This is a genomic window from Rhodococcus sp. NPDC059968, assembly GCF_042738615.1.
Taxonomy (GTDB): domain Bacteria; phylum Actinomycetota; class Actinomycetes; order Mycobacteriales; family Mycobacteriaceae; genus Rhodococcus_F.
The window spans coordinates 33614-57983 of record NZ_JBHWUE010000064.1 but is presented as its reverse complement, the minus strand read 5'-3'; the positions used below and the strand labels follow the sequence as shown (position 1 = coordinate 57983).

Genomic DNA, 24370 nt, shown 5'->3' with positions numbered 1-24370 from the left:
TGGCGGACAAAGCTTCCCTACCAGGAGTTCCGTTGCCCTATCTCACGACACGCCCAGTTCCTCGGCTTCACTTGACCTGCCAGGCCAATCCTTTACTAATTAGTTCGTAAGTATGTCGACTATTTGGCCGTGTGTCTGATTGAATCACGGTGTGCGAGATAACGATGGCCGCAAACTCGACCATGCAACCCTTGCGGTGCTGAGAAGGCGTGCGGTGGAGCAGGTTCAGGCCGGGGCGCACCCCGAACAGGTCGCCGAGACGTTGGGGCTGCACCGCAAGACCGTCTACGGGTGGGTCGCGAAGTTCCGCGCCGGGGGCTGGGAGGCGCTCGAAGCGAAACCGGTGCCCGGCCGACCGCCCACCCTGACCGGCGATCAGCTGGCGAGGCTGTATTCGATCATCGTCGGCACCGATCCGCGTCAGCTCGAGTTCGAGTTCGCCTTGTGGACGCGGAACATGATCCGCGAGGTGATAGGCCGCGAGTTCGGGGTCACCATGTCCGAGGTCACCGTCGGCCGGTGGCTCAAAGCAATGGGATTGTCCCCGCAGAAACCCCTCTACCGGGCGTATCAGGCCGACCCCGAGGCAGTCGAGCAGTGGAAGAGCACGACGTTCCCGAAGATCCAGAAACAGGCCAAGAAGGCGAAAGCGACGATCTACTTCACCGACGAGGCATCCGTGCGCAGCGACTACCACGCCGGCACCACCTGGGCGCCGGTCGGGCACACCCCGGTCGTTGCGGCGACCGGGGCCCGGTTCTCGGTGAACATGATCTCCGCGATCAGCGCCAAAGGTGCTCTGCGGTTCTCGATCATCGATGGCACCCTCACCGCAACGAAGTTCATCGACTTCTGCAAACGCCTGCTCCGCGACAACGACGGGCCGGTGTTCCTGATCCTCGACGGACATCCCGTCCACCGATCCAAGGCCGTCACCGCCTTCGCCGACTCCACAGGCGGCCAACTGACCCTGTTCCGCATCCCCGCCTACTCGCCCCAACTCAACCCGGACGAATGGGTCTGGAAAAACGTCAAACACGACCGCATCGGCCGCTCCGGCATCACCGGACCCGACCAATTCAAGACCCTGTGCACCCGGGCGCTGCGGCGACTGCAACGCATGCCGCACCTCGTCCGCGGCTTCTTCGCCGACCCCCACCTCGCCTACATCCGCGCCGCCGCATAACCAGTCGACATACTTACGCTCGCCTTAGTAACTGCGCGGCATTGGCCCTAAAGGGCCAGGCTTCCTCTGATTAATCCGGTGAATCCCGCGGACACGAGATGTCCGGCGGGGAGCGTGACGGACAGCGCGTTGGACGCGAAAGTCAGTGCGATCGAACGATAGAGTGCCACCCTGAGACCGCCGGCCCGAGCAATTGCCGCTACAGTCGCGCGAAGGTCGTCATCGACGCGATCTCGGCGATCACCGCCAGCACGAGCCACCCCCACCGCGGGTGCAGCAACGTGCCCGACGCTCGCGCGATATACGGGCTCAACACCAGAACCTCGACGACCAGCGCTCCGGCCGCGGCGATCGCCAATGCCGTCCTGGGTACCGAGCGCCCGCGCCACACGTCAGTGACGTTCATGGAACGCGACGCCGGTCCGCGACCTGGGAAGGTCGAGGACCCCGGCCTCGATCTCCGCGAAAGCCGAATCCAGCAACCCCAGGAACCGCTGCGCGTCGTCGCCCGGCTGCCACTGCAGATACGCCGTGCGCAGTACCGCGAACGCCGTGTTGACGAGCAGCACACTGCAGAGGGGGTCGACCCGATCCGGGCGGACCCGGGCGTCGACCCACTCCTGGACGAACTGCTGGAATCGCTCGCCGGCGGCCCTCGTCGACTGCGCGAGGTGGGGCGCCGCATCCAGAATCCGCCGTTGCACGGTGAGGGTGGCGGCATTGTGGGCGATGTTCGCGCGGATGATCTCGCGGACCGACACCCACATCGGTTCGCCGTCGGGACGCTCGTCTGCCAGCGTCTGCCACCGCTCACGGTCACCCGGTCCGGGGTCGAAGAGCAGTGCTTCCTTGGAGTCGAAGTAATTGAACAGCGTGCTCTTGGACACGCGCGACGCCGCCGCGATCTCTTCGACGCTGACGTCGTCGTAACCGCGGTTATCCACCAGGTCGAGGGCGCACGCGTGCAGCGTCCGCCACGTCTCGTGCTTCTTCGAGACGCGAAGACCTGACCCGCTGTCCGTCGCCATGAATCGAACCCTAACCCCAACTTGTACCGAGTACAATTTTCCTCCCGGTCCAGTGTTGGCGTGAGTCCACATCTCGCCGCGAATGCAGCCCCTCTAGGCTGGCCGTGTGAAGAAGTACCTCCCCGCGCTCGCCCTGGACGTCGTGCTCGTCATCGTGTTCTGCGCGATCGGCCGACGCAGCCACGACGAAGCCAACGCCCTGACCGGTCTGGCCACCACGGCGTGGCCGTTCCTGACCGGCCTCGCGGTCGGCTGGCTCGCCACCGTCGCGCTCTACCGCGACAAGTTCGACGCGCTCCTCATCGTCCCGACGGGCATCGTGGTGTGGCTGTCGACGCTGGTGGTGGGCATGCTGTTGCGCGTCGTCAGCGGCCAGGGAACGGCGTTCAGTTTCGTCATCGTGGCGGGCACCGTGCTCGCGGTATTCCTCCTCGGCTGGCGTGCCGTCGCGAAGATCGTGACGAAGTCGCGCGCCACCACCTGATACCGGCGAATCCGCCCCGACGGCACACGAACTTCCGCTCGAGGTGAGACAGTTTTCCCATGAGTGACACCATCGATCCGGCCCGGGACGAGAAGCGGGCCGACCGCGGTTTCTTCGGCCAGCCGTTCGCCCTCGCGAACCTGTTCGGCGTCGAGATGTGGGAGCGTTTCTCCTTCTACGGGATGCAAGGCATCCTGATCTACTACCTCTACTATTCGGCCGCCGACGGTGGCCTCGGAATCGCCGAATCGTCCGCGACCAGCATCGTCGGCGCCTACGGCGGCACGGTGTATCTGTCCACCATCCTCGGCGCGTGGATCGCCGACCGGCTCCTCGGCTCCGAACGGACCCTGTTCTACAGCGCCATCCTCGTCATGCTCGGCCATATCGCCCTGGCCGTGTTCCCGGGCCTGTGGGGTGTGGGCATCGGCCTGGTCTGCGTCGCATTCGGTAGTGGCGGGCTCAAGGCCAACGCCACCTCCCTCGTCGGTGACCTGTACGACGAGCACGACGAGCGCCGGGACGCCGGATTCTCCATCTTCTACATGGGTATCAACATCGGCGCCCTCGTCGGCCCGCTGCTGACGGGCTGGGCACAGGACTCCATCGGCTTCCACGCCGGCTTCGCGCTCGCCGCAATCGGCATGGCGCTCGGACTGATCCAGTACACGCTCGGCCGCAAGCGTCTCCGGGGCATCGGGGCGGAACCGCCCAATCCCCTCCCCCGCGCCCAGCGGCCCAAGTGGATCGCGATCGGCGCCGCCGCGGTCGTGGTGATCGCGGCCCTGTCCCTGACCGGTGTGATCACCGCGGCCAACATGTCGGACATCGTGGTCGGCCTCACCATCGTCGCGGCGATCGGCTACTTCGCGATCATGTTGTCGAGCCGCCGCATCACGGCCGTCGAGCGCAGCCGCGTCTACGCGTTCATCCCGATGTTCATCGCCAGCGCGGTGTTCTGGTCGCTGTTCCAGCAGCAGTTCACCACCGTCGCGGTGTACTCGGACAAGCGACTCGACCGCAACCTGTTCGGCTGGGAGTTCCCGCCGTCGTGGGTGCAGTCCATCAACCCGGTCTTCATCATCATCTTCGCGGGCGTCTTCGCGGCCGCGTGGACGAAGCTCGGACCCCGCCAGCCGTCGTCGCCGATCAAGTTCGCGGCGGGCACCGTCATCATGGGTATCGCGTTCCTGGCGTTCATCCCGATGTCGGGTGGCGGCGCGAACAGCGCACCACTGCTGGGGCTGGCCGGAATCCTGCTGCTGTTCACGTTCGCCGAACTGCTGCTGTCCCCGGTCGGGCTGTCGCTGTCGACCAAGCTGGCGCCCGAGGCGTTCCACACCCAGATGGTGGCGTTGTTCTTCCTGTCCGTCGCCCTGGGCACCGCCATGGCGGGCACACTGGCCGGCTACTACGACGAGAACAACGAAGTCCCCTACTTCACCGCGGTCGGGCTGGGCTCGATCGCCGTCGGCGTGCTCCTCGCCATCGGGTCACCGTGGATCCGGCGTCTGATGAAGGGCGTGCACTGACGCTGGGCGGCACCTCGGCACCGACGGCGCACTGAGCGTCGTCTCAGCGCACCCACAACCACACGGCCAACCCGAATCCCGCGATCGCGATGACGACGCGGAGGACGGACGGTGGTATCCGCCTGACGACCGGCGGGCCGCACCAGCCACCGGCCAGGGCGCCGATCGCCATCGCGGCGGCGGCGCCCCAGTGGACGGGACCGAAGACCGCGAAACCGATCGCCGCCACCAGGTTCGCGACGCCGAGGAGAAAGCTCTTCAGGATGGTCGCGCGCCAGATCTTCTCCGAGGTGAGGATCAATGCGATCGCCAGGAAGATCACGCCGGCGCCCGCGCCGAAGTACCCGCCGTAGATGGCGACGACGAACAGCGACACCGAGTACACGCGTGGCATGTCCCGCTCGCCCGCCAGCGCGCGGAGCCGGGGTTGCAGCAGCAATGCCAGCGCGGCGAACGCCACCATGAACGGAACGATCGCTTCGAACGACCCCGCCGGGGCCACCAGCAGGATTCCCGCGCCGACCAGGCCGCCCGCAGCCGAATACAGCGCCCAGCGCCACAGCTTGGGACCGGTATCGGCGACCTCCCGTGCCGAGTTGGACAGGGCGCCGACGCCGACAGCCACCATCGCAACGGTGTTGGTGACGTTCGCGGTCACCGGCGGCAGACCGACGGCGAGGAGCGCGGGATACGACACGATGGACGCCAGGCCGGTGACGAAGCCGACCAGTCCCGCGAAGAACCCCGCTACGACGAGAAGACCGATATCAAGCAGGGACACAAGATAGAAACTTACCCTTGCTCACTTACTCCCTCAGCGCGGACGGCCCCGCCCCTCAGTTCGCCGGCTTCGCCATCTCCGTGTCTTCAGTTCGCTGGCTTCGCCATCTCACGGAAGAGCATGTCGGTCATCTTCACCGCGCGGTCGCCACCGTCGGCGTCGGCGACGAAGACCGCGAAGGCCAGGTCGCCGCGTGAGCCGTAGAACCAGCGGTCGTCGCCGCTGGCACCGTTCATGCCCATGAGATCCGGGTAGCCGTTGAGGAACGACGCTCCGCCCCGCACCACGTTGTCGCGCATCATGCCGCGGAGCTGGTCATTGACGTTCGCCGGAAGCGGCTGAGCGGCCACATCCGTGGTGCCCGGCTGTCCCTGGACGATCATCGGCGCCGGCGCACTGCCCCGCGCGATCGACGCGGCCAGCATGGCCATCCCGAACGGCGTCACGGCGGGCAGGTCACTGTCCTTACGGTTCATCACCTGGTTCATGCCCGACTGGTCGGCGGTGAAGACGGCGGTCTGCTGGTCGAGGCCCGGGATCTTGTAGTTCATGCCAAGCCCGAGCTGATTGCCCGCCTTCTCGATGTCCTCGATCGACAGCGAGGACGGGTCGACGCCCTTCTGCAGTCCGGCGGCCTTCTTCACCAGGTCGAGGTTCGAACCGGCGGGGTAGAGGCCCTGGAACGCGATCGGCCCCTGCTCCATCGCCTGGTTGTTCTGCGCTGCGGCGAGGACGGCGCCGGTGGACGGCCGGATCGCGACGATCGTCGCGGGGGTGCCGACGCTGACCACGGCTTCCTCGGCTGCCAACTGCAGGTGGGAGTCCAGGGTCGCGGCGATATCCGGTCCGGGCGGGCCCTGGAACCCGGCCTGCGGGATGAGCGTCCCGTCGGGGTCCACGAGGTGAACTGCCCAGCCGGCCGTCGCGTCCCGGTTGGCCTGCCACACCTTCCGCAGCGGATCCAGCAACGGCGTCGTGATCCGGCGATCCGCCGTGATGAGCTTCGGCGTCTTGATGGTGACGACACCGGGGATCGCGAGATCCTGCTCGAGGAACTCGTAATCCTGGTCGCGCAGCAGCACGGCGGTGACCTGCTGGCCGGGCTTCTCGGCCATCTCCGCCATCATCGTGTCGGACGTCACGAGGGGAGCCACCGGCTCGAGGACCTCCGCGAGACGCCGGGTGGTCGCGACGGGATCGGGCATCGTGGCGGGATCGAGGGTGACCGAGTTGATGGTCTGCTCGTTCATGAGCAACCCGCCGAACGCGTCGAAGACCCGCGGCGGAGCGGCGTCCGTCCGGTCGAAGCGGACGATACGCCCGTTGCCCAGGTCGGGCGCGAGGATCGACGGATCCCAGGAGATGCGCCAGCCGACGGACAGGTTCCGCACACCGCCCTGAACCTGGTAGGTCCAATCCTTGCCCTCACCGAAATGCCAAGCGGCACCGACGGTGAAGAAGCCGGAGTCCGAGCCGAGATCCATGAACTGGGTCAGGTCGAACTTGGCGTCCTCGGGTTTCAGACCGTCGAACATCTGCTGAATCGCCGTCTCCGCGGCGTTGGGATACGAGGTCTGCGCTGCAGCAGCAGCGGCGTCGCCCTCGTTCAGCGCGTTGACGAAGTCGTCGACGACCGACTGAGCGGTCGCCTCCTCTTTCGACAGCACACACGACGCCAGAATCACCGCCAAAACGACAGCCGACGTCAGGGCGATCACGTATCTGTTGCGGCGGCCAAGCGATCGTCCATTCCCCATGTCCACCATCTTGCTTTCAGTCACATGCGTAACAAGCACCATTTGCCTACGAAGGAGTTACGGTTGAGCCACAACTTATCCCCGAACAGCAACGCGCGAACGGGTTTATCGAAGAAAACGCCCCGCAGCCTGCACAGCAGGGGCCGAACTGTCACCTGTTGCTATAAATACGGCAAATGCTAGGTCGTCCTTGATTCCGACGAACCAGCCGTGCGCAGGACCATTCCCCGACTCGGCCGTGCCCGTTTTGCCGAGCAGTCCCGGAATGTCCTGCAGCGCAGTAGCGGTACCGCCCGTCACAGTCTCGCGCATCATCGTCCGGAGATCGGAAGTGACGTTTGCAGGCACGGTGGGCGCCGTCTTGTCGGCTGTTCCCGGTTGGCCTTGCACGATCATAGGCGACGGCGTCGAACCGTTCGCGATCGAGGCTGCCACCATGGCCATCCCGAACGGCGTCGCGGTCACCTGCCCCTGCCCGATCCCGGACTCGACACGGGCCGCCGGACTGTCGGCGACCGGCACGTTGCCCGTCACCGTCGTCAGCCCGGGCGTCACGTAGTCGACGCCGAGCCCGAACTGCAGCGCGGCCTGCTGCAGGGCATCGGGCGGCAACCCGACCGCCAGCCGTCCCATGGTGGTGTTGCACGAACGCGCAAACGCGGTGTGCAACGGGACCGCGCCCAGGTCGAATTCGTCGTCGTTGGGGATCTGCCTGCCCTCGATGTTCTCGGTGCCGGGGCAGGGCAGGACGGTGTCCGGTGTGGCCTCGCCGGCCTGAAGGGCCGCGGACGTCGTCACCGTCTTGAACGTGGATCCCGGCGGGTAGAGGCCGGTCAGCGCGATCGGGCCGAGTGCGTCGGCCGGGGCGTTCTGCGCCACCGCCAGAACCTCCCCCGTGGAGGGACGCAGCGCGACGATCGCGGCCTGCTGCGGCACGTCGGCGAGCGCCCGCTCGGCAGCCATCTGCATCGGGAGATCGAGGGTCGTCGCAATGTCGGGCGCGGCGGGACCCTGCTCGCCGGCGATGCTCTTCGCCGCGCCGTCCTGGCCCACCAGCTGCACCGCCCAGCCGGCGGATGCGTCCTGCCCCTCCTGCCACAGGTCGCCGAGGCCCGCCAGGGTGGGTGAGGCCAGCGCCTTGTCGGTGCTGAGCAGCCTGGTCTGCGGGGCCAGCGTCACTCCCGCGAGTTCCCGCAACTGCGGTTCGATCGGCGCCAGGTCCTCGGCGCGCAACGAGATGGCCGTGACCGGCTTGCCCTGGGCGCCGGCCAGGTCCTGCTGGAGCGAGGCGGTGGTGATCGTCGGTGCGATGGGTGACAGCAACGCGGCCACCGCCGCGGTGTCCGCACCCTGATCGACGTTGACGAGCGTCACGACCTGTTGCTCGAGGATCGGTGCCCCACCCGCGGCGAGGACCTTCGGCGGCGCCCCGGTCGTGGTGGTGTACCGGACGGTGGTGTCGTCGGTGAGACCGGGTGCGAGCACGGCCGGGTCCCAGACGATCTTCCAGTCGTCCCCTTCCTTGGTGGCGTTGCCGGTGGTGCTGTACTTCCACTCCTGCCCCGGGCCGAACGGCCACGACACGTCCATCGTGAACGTGCCACCGTCGTCGCCCGACTCCTGCACGTCGGTGCGGGTGAACGTTCCGTCCTTGTTTCCGAGCCCGTCGTACATCGCCGTGATCGCGGCGGTGGCGGCGGCCGGATCGGTAGTGAGTTCGGCGGCGGCCTGCACGTCGTCGCTGTTCAGGGCGTCGGCGAACTGCTGCGAGACAGTGTCGGGCTGGTCCGGCCCGAAGAGTCCGCAGGCGGAGAGCACGGTCGCGAGGACGGCGATCCCGGCCACTGCCTTGCGGGTGGAGGTGGGACAGATGGGGCTGTGACGAACGGTTGAGGTGCGCACGGACTCGATCATGCCTGACGTGGTGGCGCGCTTCGAAAAATCGGTGTAATCATGTAATCAGTGCTTCATCACACCGATCGGGGCACCCGGCTCCCAGGAGGACGCCATGAAGAACGCACACGGTCCGGGCGGCCGACGTTTCGGCAGGCCCGGTGGATGGCAACAGGCGGACGTCCCCGACGCCGGCGATGCAACCGACTGGTTCACCGGCCGTCTTCCCGACGAGTGGTTCACCGGTCCCGCCACCGTCGAGGTCGACCGCGAGGAGATCGTCGTGGTCGGCGAACTGCCGCCGGTCGAGTCCGCCGACTCCGGTTCCGACGCGGCGATCGACGGGCGCATCTCGCGGTTCCGCGAAACGACGCGCGGCGATCGGATGCGCATCGCCGACGAGGCCGAGATGCGATACGGGCGCAAGGTCGCGTGGGGCGTCAGCCTCGACGGCCACAAGACGCTGTTCACTCACCTCGCGGTTCCGGTGATGACCCGGCTCCGCCAACCCGAACGCAAGGTTCTCGACACGCTCGTCGACGCCGGTGTGGCGCGGTCGCGGTCGGACGCCCTGATGTGGACAGTCAGGCTGGCCGGCCAGCACAGCGAACAGTGGCTCACCGAACTCCGCGAAGCCATGGCCAAGGTGGACGACCTCCGGGCCGAGGGTCCCCAGATCTAATTCGATTGCGCGGGCATCGGCGGCGTCCTATCGTGAACGTCACCGATGCGCACCGGGCGCGTCAGACAGAGGGGAACGGTCCATTGCTCCTGACGAGGTAGTCACGCGAGTCTTCATACGCACACACCTCGGGAGTACCCCATGGCCCACTCATATCTGTCCCTGTCCGACCTCACGTTCACCTGGCCCGACGGCGAACCTGTCTTCGACGGCCTCGACGCCGTCTTCGGTCCCGGACGCACCGGCGTGGTCGGTCTCAACGGTTCCGGCAAATCAACCCTGCTCCGGCTGATCGCCGGGCGCCTGCACCCCGACCGCGGGTCGGTGACGGCGCAGGGCGAGGTGGCGTACCTGCCGCAGGACATCACGCTCGATCCCACGCTGACGGTCGACCGGATCCTGGGCATCGCCGACCTCCGGGCGGCGCTGCACCGCGTCGAGTCCGGCGACGGCACAGCCGACGATTTCGATGCGGCGACCGGCCGCTGGGACATCGAGGAGCGGGCGGTCTCGACCCTGCACCGCCTCGGTCTCGAACGCGTGCTCGCCGGCACTTCCGACCTCGACCGCACCGTCGGCACCCTGTCCGGCGGTGAGACGGTGCTGCTCGGCCTCACCGCGCAACTGTTGCAGGTACCGGAGGTGCTGCTCCTCGACGAGCCCACCAACAATCTCGACAGCGCGTCCCGCAGCAGGCTCTACGAGGTGGTGCAACAGTTTCCGGGCACCCTGCTGGTGGTCAGCCACGACCGCGACCTGCTCGATCTCATGAATTCCGTCGCGGAGCTGCGTGGTGGCGAAATCCGCATGTTCGGTGGGAACTTCAGTGCCTACCGGGAGATCGTCGAGGCGGAGCAGGAGACCGCGCGGGCGGCGGTGCGCGATGCCCGCAGCGACGTGCAGAAGCAGAAGCGGGAACTCGTCGAGGCCCGCATCAAGATCGACCGACGTAAGCGGTACGGGCAGAAGATGTTCGAGAACAAGCGCGAACCGAAGATCGTGATGGGGCTGCGGAAGCGTCAGGCACAGGAATCCGCGGGGAAGCTGCGGAACAACCACATCGCGAAGGTCGACGAAGCGCGGGAGTCGTTGACGGAAGCGGAGAGTGCCCTGCGGGACGACCGCGAGGTGCGCATCGACCTCCCGGCCACGGAGGTGCACTCAGGCCAGGAGGTGGTCTCCGTCCGGGACGTGAGCCTGCTCAGCGGACAGCAAGTGTCGCTGGACGTCGTCGGTCCCGAGCGGATCGCCCTCGTCGGCCGCAACGGCGTCGGGAAGACTACCCTGCTCGACACCGTCGTGGCCGCGGGACCACGGGTTCCGTTCAAGGCCCTGCCGCAGCGACTCGACGTGTTCGACGAGTCGCTGACGGTCGCCGAGAACGTGGCCGCGGCGGCGCCCCACGCGTCGCAGGAACAGATCCGCGCCCAGCTGGCCCGGTTCCTGTTCCGGGGCAACGATTCCGACGTGCTCGCATCGGCGTTGTCGGGTGGGGAACGGTTGCGGGCCGCGCTCGCGACCATCCTGCTGGCCGAACCCGCCCCGCGGCTGCTGCTGATGGACGAGCCGACGAACAACCTCGACCTGCCGAGTCTCGCGCACCTCACACAGGCTCTCCGCAGCTACCGCGGTGCGCTGATCGTGGTCAGCCACGACCGGCAGTTCCTCCACGACATCGGCGTCACCCGGTGGCTGGAACTGACCGACGAGGCACTTCGCGCTTGTGCGCCTTTTCGGTAGCTCCAGCTACCAGAAAGGCGCACGGGCGCCGGAGGCGCCTACAGCGTGATCGCGTCGAGACGGGTCTTGATGAAGTCCGCCGACGTGACGGGCCCGAGCCCGGTGACGGTTCCGATCGGCGGCTCGAGGGGTGTCACCTGCGCGTCGTGGTTGAGTTCGTAGAAGTAGATGAGCGACACCAGGTCTTCTTCGGGGGCGTGGGCCTGCGGCGGCAGCACCCGGTGCCGACCCGACGGCCAGCGCCTGCCGCTCCAGTACTCGAGGAGGTCGCCGATGTTGACGGTGAGAGCGTCGGGGTCGTAAGGCGCGTCCTCCCAGCCGCCTTCGTCGGTGTACACCTGGAGTCCGCCTGCGCCGGGTTCCCGGTCCAGGACGGTGACGGTGCCGAAATCGGTGTGCGGCCCGATGCGGAACTGGCCCGGCTCGGGCTCCCCCACCGACGACATCGGCGGGTAGTGGTTGATGTTGCACGTCCACGTCGGGCGGTCCGCGAGTCCGTCGAAGGGGTTGGCGGGCAGCGCGAGTGCCGCCGAGAACAGTGCGAGGAGGTCGTCGGAGAGCCGGCGCATCGCCTCGGTGTAGGTGGTGAGTAGGTCGCGCAGTTCCACCACTTCGGTGGGCCACACGTTGGGCTTGAACCACACGTCGTCGACGACGGGATCCCCGGTGCGCGTCTCGGCCCCGACCGCGAACGTCTCCTTGAGGTCCGGCGGCGTCTCGGTCCCTTCGGCATAGCCGTTGGCCTCCATCCCGGGCCCGATCCAGCCGCGTTCGCCCACGATCGCCGAGTACTGCGCCTTCACCTGTTCGGGGAGTGCGAAGAACCGGCGCGCGGCCGCCCGCACGTCCGCGGCCAGTTCGCGGGTGACTCCGTGGCCGCGGACGAGGAGGAACCCGGCACGCTGCAGTCCCTCGTCGACGTCCCGGGCGACGACCGCGGCGGCAGGTCCGCCCGCCCGCCAGAGCGCGATGTCGACGGTGGCGATCGGGGTCATTCGGCTACTCCAATGTCTTCGTTCCAGAGTTCGGGCTGGTTCTCGATGAATTCGGTCATGAGGTCGATGCAGTGCTGATCGCGCAGGACGGTCACGTCCACGCCGTTCTCGCGGAGCCATTCGTGACCGCCGGTGAACGTGACGCTCTCCCCCACGACGATCGCGCCGATGTTGAACTGCCGGACCAGGCCGCTGCAGTACCAGCACGGTGACAGGGTCGTCACCATGATCGTCGAGCGGTAGTCACGCTGGCGCCCCGCGGCGCGGAATGCGTCCGTCTCACCGTGGACGGACGGATCGGCGTGCTGGACCCGTCGGTTGCGACCGCTGCCCAGCAGGGTTCCGTCGCCGGCGAAGAGTGCGGCCCCGATCGGTATTCCGCCCTCGCGTTTGCCGAGTTCGGCTTCGGCGATCGCCACGGTCAGCAGTTCCTCGGGGTCGAGGGCCATCCGCGCAGAGTTCACAGAGATCGACATGCCTCTACCTTCCGTCTCGGACGCCGCGACCACAACGGACACACTGTGGTAACGAACGGGCCTTAACCTGTACAGACTGTCCGCCTCCCGAGGAGGGTTCGACGATGTCGTTGACCGTGCGCGAGTTGCTCCGGAACCAGTTCTGCAGCGCGAACCCGCAGGTTCTGGCCGGGAAGGCGCAGCTCGGCCGCACGGTGCGCTGGGTGCATTCCAGTGAAATCTACGAGATCAGCCCGCTTCTGTCCGGAGACGAGTTGCTGCTGACCACCGGGCTGGGTTTGTCCGGTGTGGATCCCGGCACCCGCAGGCATTACCTCCGCGAGGTCGGGGAACGCAATGTTGCGGGCGTGGCGATCGAACTGGGCCGGACGTTCGACGTCGTTCCGGGTGACATGATCGAGGAGGCGGCCGCCCTGGGCCTGCCGCTGATCGCGCTCCGGACGGTGGTCCCGTTCATCGAACTCTGCCAGAACGCCAACACCGAGATCATCTCCCGCGAGGTGTCGGCCCTGCGGACCCAGAACGAACTGTCCCGCGTCCTGGAGGCGGAGTTGATGGCAGGCAACGGGGTGGCCCGGTTGCTCGAGCGCATCAGCGAGGCGAGCGGCTGCCCGCTGATCGTCACCAGTGGCAGCGGGGCGCTGGTCGCGGCGCACGGCGTCGACGACGACCGCGCGGCCTGGGCGGCGGCCGACGCCGGAACCGTCACGGCCACCATCCATTCGCGCGACGGCGCGTGGGGGACGTTGACGGCCGGCCCCGGTTCCGCGATGGACTCATCCGTGTTGCGCGCCCTGCTCGAACGGTCCACGGCGTCACTGGGGCTTGCACTCACCTACTCCGGCAGTCTCGCGGGACGTCCCCAGCGTGCCGCGGCCGCGCTGGTGTCGGATCTGCTGGACCGCAGCGACGTTCGGCAGATCGACCTCATGGTGCGATCCGCCGCGGCGGGGTTCCATCCCGCGCCGGGCAACCGGGTGGTCGCGGTCGCCATCGACTCGCCGGGTTCGCGCATCGCGACCCGGTTGCTGGATTCGGCCGCCAAACTACTCGGGCAGCCGTGCCTGCGTGCGGAGGTGCACGCGAGCACGTTCGGCCTGATCGCGGTCCCCGCACTTGTGGTCGACCCGGTGGGGACTGCCGTCGACTGCTTTCAGGAATCGTTGGCGTCCAACATCACCGACGGGGTGACGGTGGTGGTCGGCGATCCGTGCGACTTCGCTCCCGGAGACGTCGGGGCCGCGCTGCACACCGCCCGCTCGGGACTGCGCCTCGCGATGTCTGCCCGGCGGTCGTGGTTGGCGGGACGGGTGGTGACGACGACGCGGGAGCTCGCCCCGGAACTCGCGCTCGACCGGCTACCTCCCGACGTCAGGGAGCGGATGGTCGCGACAACCATTGCGCCGCTCGTGGAGTGGGATCGAACCCATTCGAGCGACCTGGTCCGCACCCTGGAGGTACATCTTCGGCACGGGTGCAGCGCCACCAGTTCGGCGTCGGCGCTGCATCTCGGCCGGCAATCGATGTACCAGCGACTCGAGCGTATCCGGGCGCTGCTCGGATACGACCCGGGTTCGCCGTCGATGTACGGTTCGCTGCTACTTGCCCTGTGCGCCAACAGGTTGGCCACGTGAGATCCTGGCACCGTTGATCGCGAGGTAGAGCGCTCCGGCCAGCACGAAGCCGACGAAGAACGTGATGTCGCCGAGTTCGGGTACCGCGCGCACCACGTAGCCGACGAACTTCTCCTGGTTGGAGAACAAGAGGACGGATCCGACGAGGGCAATCACGAAGGCAGTCAGCCCACCCCAGTTGCTGTACTCACGGTTGTACAGAAGGTTGTCGATCCGCTGTCCGCGGCGCAGATACTGGTCAGCGAACATGATGCCCAGCCACGGTCCGATCCAGTAGGCGACGATGAGCAGGAAGGCCTCGTAGCTCGCGGCGGCGTCGGCGAGCGCCCACCACGCCACGAGGAATCCGACGACTCCGAACATCATGGTGACCACCGCCCGCTGCGTCTTCAGCGGCAACTTCAGCCCGATGGTCACGAAGGCCATCGACCCGGAATACACGTTGAGGGCGTTGGCGGCGACCGCACCGAGTGCGATGGCGAGCAGCGTCAGGTTTGCCAGTGCCGAGGGAAGATTCGCGGTGAAGGCGTCGGTCGGGTTGTCGGATGCCGGTGCGCCGATCGTCACGGAGGCGGCGCCGACGACCGACAGTGCGACGCACGAGACGAACAGTCCGGCCGCGGCGAACAAGCCGGTGCGGACCCTCGACACGGTGGCCGGCAGATACCGCGTGTAGTCGGCGGCGTACGGCGTCCATCCGGCCGCGTAGCCGAACGCCGTTCCGACGGTGAGGAGGAACCCGCCCATTCCGCCGACACCACCCTCGACCGCGGGGGCGCCCGGGTTCGACTTCGCGAGTACCACCGCTGCGGTGATCGCGAAGATCACGGCCAGCACGGGGAACGCGTACCGCTCGAACGCCTGGACCAGGTTGTGCCCGAAGAACGCGAACACGGTCTGGATGACGACGATCACGAGCAGGGAGGGCAGGGGCGCCAGACCGGTCAGCGTGTTGAGTGCGAATGCGCCGCTGACGCTGTTGGTGGCGAACCAGCCGACGCCGCACATGATCGACATGAACGCCGACGGGAGGGCGTTGCCCCAATAGCCGAAGCCGAGGCGTCCGAGGACCATCTGCGGAACGCCGTGCAGGGGACCGCGCGCGGACAGAACGTAATGCGCGGCGGCCCCGAGACCCGTGCCGAGGACGAGCCCGAGCGTCGCCTGCCAGAACGTCATCCCGAACACCGCCACCGACAGGACCCCGATGAAGATCGTGGCGAACTCGAGGTTCGGCGATATCCATGTCCAGAAGAGTTGGCGTGGAGTTCCGTGGCGGACCTCGTGCGGAATGAACTCGTTTCCGCCCGGTTCGACGGCCAGGACGCGGTCGCCGTACTCGCGTTCGGCAGCGGTCGCATCGCTGGTGGTGCCCTCGGTAATTGCCATAGAAGCACTGTGTTCGCCCAGGCCGGCGGCGACAACCGACAATGTGTCCGTCAAACGAACTCTCGGTGCGGACAGATCGACGAGACGTAGTCGCCCCGGGTCTTGCGTTGGAGTGCACTCCAGGTCGTACGGTTCAGTCATGGCCACCCAGTTGGAGCAGTCGACCGGAGCGTTCGTGAGCATCTCGGAAGTCGCGGCGATCACGGGCCTCACGCAGGACACCCTGCGCTGGTACGAGCGCGAGGGGATGATCCCCAGAATCGCGCGGGGTTCGGACCGCCGCCGCCGCTACAGCGAGCGGGACGTGCGACTGATCGAACTACTGGTGAAGCTGCGGACCACGGGCATGCCGACCAGTGACATGCAGCGATTCGCGGTGCTACTGGCCGGGGGCGCCGAGACCCACGAGCGGCGGTTGTCGTTGCTGCTCGCGCACCGCGAACGCATCCTCGCCCAGCAGGCGAGGCTCGACGACGCCCTGGCAGCCCTGGACACCAAGGTCGATCACTACCGGGCCCTCATCGCGGGCACCGACCGTGCCCGACAACGAGAAGGAGAAGCATGACGGACATCGGTACGACAACCCTGGGTGACTCGCTCACCCTCTCCGACATGGGTTTCGGAGGAATGGCTCTCACACCCGTCTACGGCGGGGTCGAACCGGAGAAGGCTCTCGCGACACTGCATCACGCGGTGGATCTCGGAGTGAGCTTCCTCGACACCGCCGACGTGTACGGGGCCGGCGACAACGAGCGGTTGATCGCGCAGTTGCTTGAGGATCGGCGCGAGGAAGTCACGTTGGCAACCAAGTTCGGGATCCTGGGGGATCCGAGGAAGCGGAGCGAGGGTGGCGCCTCGACCCGCGGCGACCGCGCCTACGTCCACGAGGCGGTGGACGCCAGCTTGCGCCGGCTCGGTATCGACACCATCGACCTCTACTACCTGCACCGCCCCGACCTGTCGGTTCCGATCGAGGAGACCGTCGGTGCGATGGCCGAACTGGTGGAGGCGGGCAAGGTGCGGCACCTGGGGCTGTCGGAGGTGACCGCCGGAGAGTTGGAGGCCGCGCACGCGGTGCATCCCATCACGGCCGTCCAGTCGGAATGGAGCATCTGGAGCCGCGACGTCGAGGCACGGATCGTGCCGGCCACTACCGCACTCGGAGTCGGATTCGTCCCCTATTCGCCGCTCGGCCGAGGGTTCCTCACCGGAACCGTGACCGACATAGATAACCTGGCGCCCAACGACTTCCGGCGGACACTTCCCCGGTTCGCGGAGGGCGCGCTGCAGCGGAACCTCGGTGTGGTGGAGGCGGTGAATTCGGTCGCAGGCGACCTTGGTGCCACGCCCGCACAGGTTGCGCTGGCGTGGCTCTACGCGCAGGGTCGCGCGTTCGGACTGCCGGTCGTGCCCATCCCCGGAACCCGCAGTGCGGAACGGGTGACGGAGAACGCCGGTGCTCTCGGTATCGAACTCGATGCGGCGCAGCTGGCTGTGCTGAACTCGGCGCGGGACCACGTCGCGGGTGCGCGTTCGGAGGATCTGCAGTGGGTGTCGGAGGGCCGCGAACTATGAGTGATGCAGACTGGGCGGGTGCAGCACGCTACCAATCCCGTCGACGGCGTTCGGATCGCGTACAAAACCGTCGGCGACGGGGAGCCTCTCGTTCTCATTCACGGCACGGCCCTCTCCCACGCGATCTGGCGCGGTTTCGGCTACGTCGCCGCGCTGCGCGAACGGTACCGGCTGATCCTGGTCGATCTGCGGGGCCATGGGCGCAGCGACAAGCCGCACGACGAGAGCGCGTACGCCATGGATCTGGTAAGCGGCGACGTCCTGGCGGTCCTCGACCACCTGGAGCTGCCCAGCGCGCACGTGCTGGGGTATTCGCTCGGCGGCCGGGTCGCGCTGGCCTTGGCGGTCGGGGCGCCCGAACGGCTGGAGAGCCTGATCGTCGGTGGGGGCAGCAGCCGGCCGCAGGCCGGCGCGTTCGACCGCCTGTTCTTCCCGGGCTGCATCGACGTCCTCGAACGGGACGGCATGGATGCGTTCCTGGGGCAGTGGAATGCCCGGCGCTCGTGGCCGATCGATGCCGGCACCCGGGCCGCGTTCACGGCGAACGACGCGCAGGCGCTCGCCGCGTACATGCGGCGTTCCGGTGTGGAGCCGGGAGTGGACGACGACGTCCTGCGCGGGATCGCCGTTCCCACCCTGTTGTTCGTCGGCTCGAACGACGCCGAGCGGATCGGCGACACCCAGCGGGTGGCGGCACTGATTCCCGGTGCGTCGCTGACGATCCTGCCCGGTTTCGACCACTCGACGGCCGTGGCCGCGAGCACCGAAGTACTCGCGGCCGTCGAGCCGTTCCTCGCCTCGGTGTGACCGCTACACCCACTCGACGAGCTGGATGATCACCCCGTTCGGGTCGCTCATCTGGAAGTAGCGTTCGCCCCACGGCTCGGTTTCGATGGGCGTCACGATCGGGACGCCCTCCGCCTGCAGTCGCTCGTATTCGCCGTCGATACCGTCGACGACGAGCGCGATCAGCAACCCCTGGCCGGCGTCGCCGGCGATCCGCGCGGGCTTGAAGGTCTCCAGTCCGGTCTTCAGGAAGACCAGATTGAAGCCGACGTCCGCACGCTTCAGGGACACGAAGCCCTCGGCGGCCATCTCCTCGACGAAGCCCAGGTGGGACTTGGCGAAATCGGCCGACGCACTCGGGTCTGCGACGTTCAGGGACAGTGCGCTCGCGGTGACCTTCACGGTGTTCCTTTCGTTGACGACACCCCACTAACGTACGCCGTACGACATTTGTTCCCGAGCGCCCCGCGTCACATCGCCAGCAGGCCCTTCGCGATGTGGGTCACCTGGATCTCGTTGCTACCGGCATAGATCATCAGCGACTTCGCGTCGCGTGCGAGTTGCTCGACCCGGTACTCGGCCATGTACCCGTTGCCGCCGAACAACTGCACCGCCTCCATCGCCACCTCCGTGGCCGCCCGCGAGGAGTAGAGCTTCATCGCCGACGCCTCCGCGAGGCTCACCTGATCGCCCGCCGCGGTGCGCTCGATGGCGGAGAAGACCATGTTCTGCACGTTGATGCGGGCGATCTCCATCTCGGCGAGCTTGAGCTGGATGAGCTGGAACTGGGCGATCTCCTTGCCCCACAGCTTGCGGGACTTGGCGTAGTCGACGCACAGCCGGTGACACTCGTTGATGATGCCGAGCGACAGCGACGCGATGCCGATCCGTTCGGCCGCGAAGCTCTCCTTCGCGCTGGACTTGCCGTCGGACTTGCCGCCGTCCTCCGTCTCGCCGAGCAGACGGTCGCGGGTGAGGCGCACGTTGTCGAAGAACAGTTCTCCGGTGGGCGAGGAGTTCATGCCCATCTTCTTGAACGGCGCCCCCTGGGTGAGCCCCTCCATACCCGAGTCGAGGACGAACGCGAGAACCTTCCGGTCGCGGCGGTCGACGGACGAGTCCCCCTCGTCGAGCTTCGCGTAGACGATGATGACGTCGGCGTAGGGACCGTTGGTGATGAACGTCTTCTGCCCGTTGAGGATGTAGTCGTCGCCGTCGCGGCGCACGTACGACTTCATGCCGCCGAACGCGTCCGAGCCGGAGTCGGGCTCGGTGATGGCCCAGGCTCCGACCTTCTCGAACGTGACCAGTCCGGGCAGCCACCACTCCTTCTGCGCGAGCGTTCCGCGACTGCGGATGGTGCCCGCCGCCAGCCCGAGGCTCACCCCGAGCGACGCGACGAGGCCGAGGCTGACGCCGGCCAGCTCGGCGTTCATGATGACGCCCATGCTGCCCGCACCGCCGAGGCCGCCGGACTTCTCCTCCTTCGCGCCGGACGCGGCATCCCCGCTGCGCTCGCGGTCCAGCGATTTCGTCAGCGCATCGCGGGCCATCTCGTCCAGGCCGAAGGTGGCGAAGAGTTTGCGGATGATGTCGAACGGAGGCAGCTCGCCGGTCTCCAACTTGTCGACGTGCGGTCGAATCTCCTTGTCGATGAAACCGCGGATCGCGTCGCGGAACATCAGGTCGGTATCTGACCACTCATACATGCCGGGCACTCCAGTCACTGAGAGACAAAGGGTTGCCGCAAATATAGAACACGTTCCTATTCTTGGACAGGTGTCATGACGGGCCACCTCCCGTTTCACCGATGTCGAGCCACTCCGACCTCAGCCGGTCGAGGGTGCCGTCCGCGGCCAGGGTGCGCTGCGCCGACTCGATGCGTTCGAGCAGCGCGTGATCACCCCTGCGGACGGCGACGGCGATCTCCTCGCGGGAGATTCCCCGTTCGACCACTTCCACGTGCGGGCGGTCCCGGACGAGCCAGGTGAGGACAGGCGCGAGTTTCATGACGGCATCGCACCCGCCCGAGGACAGGTCGTCGAGGGCCTGCCCGATCCGGTCGTACGCGTAGACCCGGATCGCGCCCACGCGGCCCTCCGCGACCAGCTTCTCCACGATCGGCTGACTGGTGTTGCCGTGCTGGACACCGACGGTCAGACCGCCCAGGTCGTCCACCCCGCGCACTCCCGGATGCCGCGAGGTGTCGACGGCGAGGGACTGACCCGACACGAGGTACGGAGCGCAGAAATCCGCGCGCGCCCTCCGCTGTGGCGTCACGGTGGTTCCCGAGGCGATGCAGTCGAATTCACCGTCCGCCAGCGCATCGAAGATGCCGTTGAAATCGGTGCCCCGGTACGGGACCAGCGACCATTCGAGGCCGAGGACCTGCGCGACGGCCCGCGTGAACTCAACATCGAAACCCGCCGGAGCGCCACCGTCCCGGAACTCGAACGGCGGGTCGGGCAACGCCGAACCCACCCGCAGTTCCCCCGCTGCCGCCGTCATCTCATCCCTCTCCGCCGTGACGAGCGCCTACGCGCCGATCAGCCCCAACCGCTGTGCCAGCCAAGGCATTCCCTTCTCCAGTCCGGCCGACCACACGGCGAAGCTGTGCCCGCCCGGCACTTCCACGTACTGCACGTCCATGCCCGCGGCCTTCGCGGCCTGGTAGACCTTCTGGGCCCCCGGCTTGTAGGCGTCGTCGTCGCTGCCGATCACGAAGACCCCCGCCGAATCCGGGTATTTCTTCGACGCCATCAGATCGAGCGGGTTGACCCGCTCGAACGCCGCCTCGTCACCGCCGAATCCGTCGTCGAGGGTGCGCTGGTGGTCGCCGAGCGTGGGTTCTTCCTGACCCGAGATGTCGAGGAACGTCGGGTACACGTCGGGATAGTTGGTGGCCATCTGCAGCGAACAGGTGCCGCCGTAGGAGAGGCCGCCGATGGCCCACGCCTCGGGGTCCGGATTCACCTGCAGGTTCGACTTCACCCACGACGGAACGTCCTTCGCCAGATACGTGGCCACGTTGCCCAGCTTCGAATCGACGCACAGGGGGTTCGCGATCTGCGAGCCGGTGCCGTCCGCCACCACGACTATCGGAGCCAGTCCCCCATGTTTCGCGGCGAACTCGTTCATCGTGGTGGCGAGCTTGCCTCCGGCGAACCAGTCCTCCGGCGAACCGGGCTGGCCGGCCAGCATCACGAGCACCGGCAGCAGGGGACGCGGGTTGGCGAAGTAGGCGGGCGGAAGGTAGATCTCGGCGTCGCGGGCGGCGAACCCCGACTCCGTTCCGGGGATGGCCGCCGTCAGGACCCGCCCCTCGCTCGGCATTCCGGGCGGGGCGGTCCACGACGCGTCGAGAGGTGTTCCCGTCACCACGTTCTCGGTGGCGCTGCCGAGGTCGTTCATCTGAACCCGGTCGAACGGCTCCGCCCCGAAAGCCGTGCCCACCGTGGGATAGGCATCGAACACCAGGTTGATCTGCGTCGCGGACGCGAGAATCACGGCGAGTACCGCGAGAACCGACACGACGGCGGCTTTCACCGTCCGGCCGACGCGGATCCGCGGCACGAGCAGGACGATCGCGAAGAGCCCCAGACCGATCCACACGTAGATGGAAATCTCGATGGGGTCGGGGAACGGCCGGAGCACCTTCTCGACCATCACGTACAGAACGACGGTGACGACCACCGACACGGCCAGGCAGATCGGAATCGCTTTTCTGCGGTACCAGGGGGCGCGGGCGGCGAGCAGCCACACGCCGCCGAGCACACCGATCACCGTGAGGATCCAGGGCAGAGGCCCTGAGATCACGCTGAGGTCGCTGAGCCATTCCACGTCACGAAGCCTAGAGCGCGAACCCGCACTGCGTCGGCGACTCGGAGCGACCGGTAAAATTGCCGGGGTGACATTCATCAAGGTGTGCGGTCTGCGAGACGAGGCCTCCGTCGATCTGGCCGTGCGCCTCGGCGTCGACGCCGTGGGTTTCGTGTTCGCCGACAGCGTCCGCCGGATCTCCCCCGAGGATGCCGCGCCGCTGGTCCGCCGGGTCACCGGTTCCACGGTCGCGGTGGGTGTGTTCAAGGGGAGCCCCGTGCGGGAGGTGATCGAGGTCGCCGCCGCGGCAGGTCTCGGAACCGTCCAGGTGCACGACCTGAAGTCCGCCGACGACGTGGCCCGGCTGCGGGAGGCGGGGCTCGGCGTGATCCGTGCCGTGGTCGCCGGTGACACGTCGGGCGATTTCGGCGCCGACCGCATCCTGGTCGACGGGGCGACCGCCGGGGCAGGCGTGCCCTGGGACTGGGCGAGCCAGAGCCGACCAGACGGCGAGTGGATCCTCGCCGGCGGACTTCATCCCGGCAACGTGCGGGCCGCCGTCGACGCGACCGGCGCATGGGGTGTCGACGTGTCGAGCGGCGTCGAATCCTCGCGGGGTGTGAAGGATGCGGAGCTGATCGAGCAGTTCGTCGCCGCCGTCCGATCCGGCGACTGATTCAGCCCGGCATCCCGGCCACGGAATCTTCCACGTCCCACGACGCGAGCACCGTCCGGATGCCCACGACCAGCGCGAGCGGCTGGTCGATCATCACGTGGTGTCCGGCGTCGGGGATCTCGACCACCACAGCGGTGGGCCCGAATCGGCGGCGCATGCCGTCCATCATGGCGTCGGTGACGATGCCGTTCTCGGCGCGGAAGTAGGCGATGCGGCAGCGTGGGTCGGATCCGCCCAGGTGATCACTGCTGTGGCGCGCGAAGAACGTGGAGTCGAACTTCCACGACCAACCGCCGTCCACCTCCTCCATCGAGTTCTCGGCCACGTGACGCAGGGCCGCGGGCACCGCAGTGTCCTGCGGCGGGACGAACCGGAACCGCTCGAGCGCCTCGGCCCTGGACGGGTAGACCTTCTTCGGACCGAAGGCACGCTGCTTCCGCGCTTCCTCCTCCTCCGGTGTGCGGGCGAGGACGGGCGAATCGATCAGCTGGACACCGGCGAGATCCTCGCCGAACAGCTGCGCGGCCACGTAGGACACCATTCCGCCCATGCTGTGCCCGACGAATACCGGCGCTCCCGAGATGCCCGCCGGCTTCGCCACCGCCAGGGCTTCCTCCGCCCACTGCTCCAGGCCGTACTCCGCGCGCCGGTCGCTGTCGCCGTGCCCGGTCAGGTCGAGTGCGACGACGCGACGGCCCGTCGCCAGCATGGGTGCCACATGGTCCCACCACCGGCTGTGGGCGGCGCCGCCGTGAACGAGCACGATTCCGGGTGAGCCCGACGGCCCCCACGCACGGTAGTGGACCTGTGCACCGGCGACGTCGACCCGGCCGATGTCGAGCGGCGACGCCAACGCCGTGGTGAACCAGTGGGGCGCGTCCGTCTGCACGTTGCTCATTCACCGAACATACCGACCACGTGCGGCCGCCCTACAGAAGGTCGAGCATGGCCGTGACCGCCCGTTCGACCACCGGGAACTTGTCCGCGGCCAGATCGTGGCGGGCGCCCTCGAGTTCGACGAGCGTCGTCGGTGCGGGGATCAGTTCGAGTGCCGACCGCATTTCGCCGGTGGTCGCGAACGGGTCCTTCGAACCGTGCACCACCACGGACGGGGTGCGGAGACCGGGCAGGTGCTCGGTGCGGAGCTTCTCCGGCTTGGCCGGCGGATGCAGCGGGTACGACAGCAACAACAGGGCGTCGACGAGACCCGGTCGCTCCGAGGCGAGCATGGACGCCTGCCGCCCGCCGTACGAGTGCCCGCCGGCCCACACCGGCGCCGTCACCAGCTCCCGCATCGCGGCCACCGCGGCCGCGATGCCATCCCGATCCTCGGCCGCCCTCGACGGGTGCGGCGGGCCCGACGCGCGGCGCTGACGGAAGGGGAGATCGAACCGCAGGACGACGACCCCACGCTCGACGAACCCGTCCGTCACGGCACGCAACAGCTTTGTGTCGCAGTCACTTCCCGCTCCGTGAGTCAGGACCAGCCCCGCCACCCCGTCACCCGCGGGGCGGTGGAGATGTCCGCGCACACCGTTCCGTTCCAGCAACTCGCTCATGCGATTCACGGTAACGGAATGCCGGGCTACTGCGGGGCGAGCAACTCCGCCAGTTCTTCGCACAGCTGGTTCGCGAGCTCGCTGGCGCGAGGCACGACCCATGCTCCCGAAGTAGAGAACGAACGCGGCGACGGCGCCGACGATTTCGGCGAGATACACGGGCGGCGGCCCCGACCGGGCGGGCGTTGTACCCGACGCCGAATGTCGCCGGTGCCGCCAACGTGCCGGTCGCCGGACTCTCCGACGGAAGGAAGACCGTCGGGAAGATCAGGGCGGCCGCCGACCCGTAGATGAAGAAGTCGTGTGCTCCACGAGGCTGCCGGGGAAACTTGCGAAAGCCGCCTTGCGGGGCTGACGCACGGGCACGCTCGCCAAACA

At 67.6% G+C, this 24370-nt stretch carries 24 protein-coding genes; 10 read left to right on the top strand and 14 right to left on the bottom strand.

The window, feature by feature from the left end; genetic code table 11:
* Window positions 1-151: 151 nt before the first annotated feature.
* Window positions 152-1186 (top strand): IS630 family transposase, encoded by a 1035-nt coding sequence (locus ACFWAY_RS36765; protein ID WP_378513980.1) that lies wholly within the window; start codon window positions 152-154, stop codon window positions 1184-1186.
* A gap of 199 nt (window positions 1187-1385) precedes the next feature.
* Here the strand turns inward: ACFWAY_RS36765 and ACFWAY_RS36760 are convergent, their stop codons facing one another.
* Complete coding sequence (locus ACFWAY_RS36760) at window positions 1386-1592, bottom strand: hypothetical protein (protein WP_378513979.1); 207 nt, start codon at window positions 1590-1592, stop codon at window positions 1386-1388.
* Window positions 1579-2214, bottom strand: a complete 636-nt coding sequence (locus ACFWAY_RS36755; protein WP_378513978.1) for a TetR/AcrR family transcriptional regulator — start codon at window positions 2212-2214, stop codon at window positions 1579-1581. Before ACFWAY_RS36755 ends, ACFWAY_RS36760 begins: the two co-directional genes overlap by 14 nt.
* A gap of 106 nt (window positions 2215-2320) precedes the next feature.
* Between ACFWAY_RS36755 and ACFWAY_RS36750 the strand changes: the two genes are divergently transcribed.
* Window positions 2321-2698 (top strand): DUF3054 domain-containing protein, encoded by a 378-nt coding sequence (locus tag ACFWAY_RS36750; RefSeq protein ID WP_378513977.1) that lies wholly within the window; start codon window positions 2321-2323, stop codon window positions 2696-2698.
* Window positions 2699-2757: 59 nt separating this feature from the next.
* Window positions 2758-4230 carry a peptide MFS transporter gene (locus ACFWAY_RS36745; protein ID WP_378513976.1) on the top strand — a complete coding sequence of 491 codons (1473 nt, stop codon included), beginning with the start codon at window positions 2758-2760 and terminating at the stop codon, window positions 4228-4230.
* Window positions 4231-4273: 43 nt separating this feature from the next.
* Here the strand turns inward: ACFWAY_RS36745 and ACFWAY_RS36740 are convergent, their stop codons facing one another.
* The 3 genes from ACFWAY_RS36740 to ACFWAY_RS36730 all read right to left on the bottom strand — a co-directional run bounded on the left by ACFWAY_RS36740 (window position 4274) and on the right by ACFWAY_RS36730 (window position 8682).
* On the bottom strand, window positions 4274-5011 hold the full coding sequence (locus tag ACFWAY_RS36740) for a sulfite exporter TauE/SafE family protein (protein ID WP_378513975.1): 738 nt from the start codon (window positions 5009-5011) through the stop codon (window positions 4274-4276).
* Between the two features lie 86 nt (window positions 5012-5097).
* Entirely contained in the window at window positions 5098-6777 is a 1680-nt protein-coding gene (locus ACFWAY_RS36735) for an NTF2-like N-terminal transpeptidase domain-containing protein (RefSeq protein ID WP_378513982.1), read from the bottom strand.
* Between the two features lie 96 nt (window positions 6778-6873).
* Complete coding sequence (locus tag ACFWAY_RS36730) at window positions 6874-8682, bottom strand: penicillin-binding transpeptidase domain-containing protein (protein WP_378513974.1); 1809 nt, start codon at window positions 8680-8682, stop codon at window positions 6874-6876.
* A 94-nt stretch (window positions 8683-8776) separates the two neighbouring features.
* Here ACFWAY_RS36730 and ACFWAY_RS36725 point away from each other — a divergent pair, with 94 nt between their 5' ends.
* The gene (locus ACFWAY_RS36725; RefSeq protein WP_378513973.1) at window positions 8777-9343 is read left to right on the top strand and encodes a hypothetical protein; all 567 of its coding nucleotides are present in this window, start codon (window positions 8777-8779) and stop codon (window positions 9341-9343) included.
* Window positions 9344-9484: 141 nt separating this feature from the next.
* Window positions 9485-11083: an ABC-F family ATP-binding cassette domain-containing protein gene (locus ACFWAY_RS36720; protein ID WP_378513972.1), complete on the top strand. Its 1599-nt coding sequence runs from the start codon at window positions 9485-9487 to the stop codon at window positions 11081-11083.
* Window positions 11084-11121: 38 nt separating this feature from the next.
* On the opposite strand, the gene ACFWAY_RS36715 is transcribed toward ACFWAY_RS36720, so the two are convergent.
* Both ACFWAY_RS36715 and ACFWAY_RS36710 read right to left on the bottom strand, forming a co-directional pair.
* Window positions 11122-12078: an isopenicillin N synthase family dioxygenase gene (locus ACFWAY_RS36715; RefSeq protein ID WP_378513971.1), complete on the bottom strand. Its 957-nt coding sequence runs from the start codon at window positions 12076-12078 to the stop codon at window positions 11122-11124.
* Window positions 12075-12554 carry a nucleoside deaminase gene (locus ACFWAY_RS36710; protein ID WP_052024015.1) on the bottom strand — a complete coding sequence of 160 codons (480 nt, stop codon included), beginning with the start codon at window positions 12552-12554 and terminating at the stop codon, window positions 12075-12077. The genes ACFWAY_RS36715 and ACFWAY_RS36710 overlap by 4 nt, the downstream gene beginning before the upstream one ends.
* Before the next feature lie 104 nt (window positions 12555-12658).
* On the opposite strand from ACFWAY_RS36710, the gene ACFWAY_RS36705 reads away from it, so the two are divergent.
* Window positions 12659-14188, top strand: a complete 1530-nt coding sequence (locus tag ACFWAY_RS36705; protein WP_378513970.1) for a PucR family transcriptional regulator — start codon at window positions 12659-12661, stop codon at window positions 14186-14188.
* On the opposite strand, the gene ACFWAY_RS36700 is transcribed toward ACFWAY_RS36705, so the two are convergent.
* Complete coding sequence (locus ACFWAY_RS36700) at window positions 14153-15577, bottom strand: purine-cytosine permease family protein (RefSeq protein WP_378513969.1); 1425 nt, start codon at window positions 15575-15577, stop codon at window positions 14153-14155. The two genes, ACFWAY_RS36705 and ACFWAY_RS36700, sit on opposite strands and share 36 nt — an antisense overlap.
* Before the next feature lie 139 nt (window positions 15578-15716).
* Here ACFWAY_RS36700 and ACFWAY_RS36695 point away from each other — a divergent pair, with 139 nt between their 5' ends.
* Genes ACFWAY_RS36695 through ACFWAY_RS36685 form a run of 3 tightly spaced genes read left to right on the top strand, consistent with a single transcriptional unit; the run spans window position 15717 to window position 17959 of the window.
* Window positions 15717-16142 (top strand): MerR family transcriptional regulator, encoded by a 426-nt coding sequence (locus ACFWAY_RS36695; protein WP_378513968.1) that lies wholly within the window; start codon window positions 15717-15719, stop codon window positions 16140-16142.
* Window positions 16139-17152 (top strand): aldo/keto reductase, encoded by a 1014-nt coding sequence (locus ACFWAY_RS36690; protein ID WP_378513967.1) that lies wholly within the window; start codon window positions 16139-16141, stop codon window positions 17150-17152. Before ACFWAY_RS36695 ends, ACFWAY_RS36690 begins: the two co-directional genes overlap by 4 nt.
* Before the next feature lie 3 nt (window positions 17153-17155).
* Window positions 17156-17959, top strand: a complete 804-nt coding sequence (locus ACFWAY_RS36685) for an alpha/beta fold hydrolase (protein ID WP_378513966.1) — start codon at window positions 17156-17158, stop codon at window positions 17957-17959.
* Window positions 17960-17962: 3 nt separating this feature from the next.
* Here the strand turns inward: ACFWAY_RS36685 and ACFWAY_RS36680 are convergent, their stop codons facing one another.
* From ACFWAY_RS36680 to ACFWAY_RS36665, 4 genes are all read right to left on the bottom strand, one after another.
* Window positions 17963-18340, bottom strand: a complete 378-nt coding sequence (locus ACFWAY_RS36680; protein WP_378453299.1) for a VOC family protein — start codon at window positions 18338-18340, stop codon at window positions 17963-17965.
* A 68-nt stretch (window positions 18341-18408) separates the two neighbouring features.
* Complete coding sequence (locus ACFWAY_RS36675; RefSeq protein ID WP_378453298.1) at window positions 18409-19647, bottom strand: acyl-CoA dehydrogenase family protein; 1239 nt, start codon at window positions 19645-19647, stop codon at window positions 18409-18411.
* 73 nt (window positions 19648-19720) lie between these two features.
* Window positions 19721-20446 (bottom strand): ABC transporter substrate-binding protein, encoded by a 726-nt coding sequence (locus ACFWAY_RS36670; RefSeq protein WP_378513965.1) that lies wholly within the window; start codon window positions 20444-20446, stop codon window positions 19721-19723.
* Window positions 20447-20473: 27 nt separating this feature from the next.
* On the bottom strand, window positions 20474-21778 hold the full coding sequence (locus ACFWAY_RS36665) for an alpha/beta hydrolase (RefSeq protein WP_378513964.1): 1305 nt from the start codon (window positions 21776-21778) through the stop codon (window positions 20474-20476).
* Between the two features lie 67 nt (window positions 21779-21845).
* Between ACFWAY_RS36665 and ACFWAY_RS36660 the strand changes: the two genes are divergently transcribed.
* Window positions 21846-22433, top strand: a complete 588-nt coding sequence (locus ACFWAY_RS36660; RefSeq protein WP_378513963.1) for a phosphoribosylanthranilate isomerase — start codon at window positions 21846-21848, stop codon at window positions 22431-22433.
* 1 nt (window position 22434) lies between these two features.
* On the opposite strand, the gene ACFWAY_RS36655 is transcribed toward ACFWAY_RS36660, so the two are convergent.
* Window positions 22435-23331 carry an alpha/beta fold hydrolase gene (locus ACFWAY_RS36655; RefSeq protein WP_378513962.1) on the bottom strand — a complete coding sequence of 299 codons (897 nt, stop codon included), beginning with the start codon at window positions 23329-23331 and terminating at the stop codon, window positions 22435-22437.
* 31 nt (window positions 23332-23362) lie between these two features.
* Window positions 23363-23992, bottom strand: a complete 630-nt coding sequence (locus ACFWAY_RS36650) for an alpha/beta fold hydrolase (protein ID WP_378453293.1) — start codon at window positions 23990-23992, stop codon at window positions 23363-23365.
* Window positions 23993-24370: the final 378 nt, after the last annotated feature.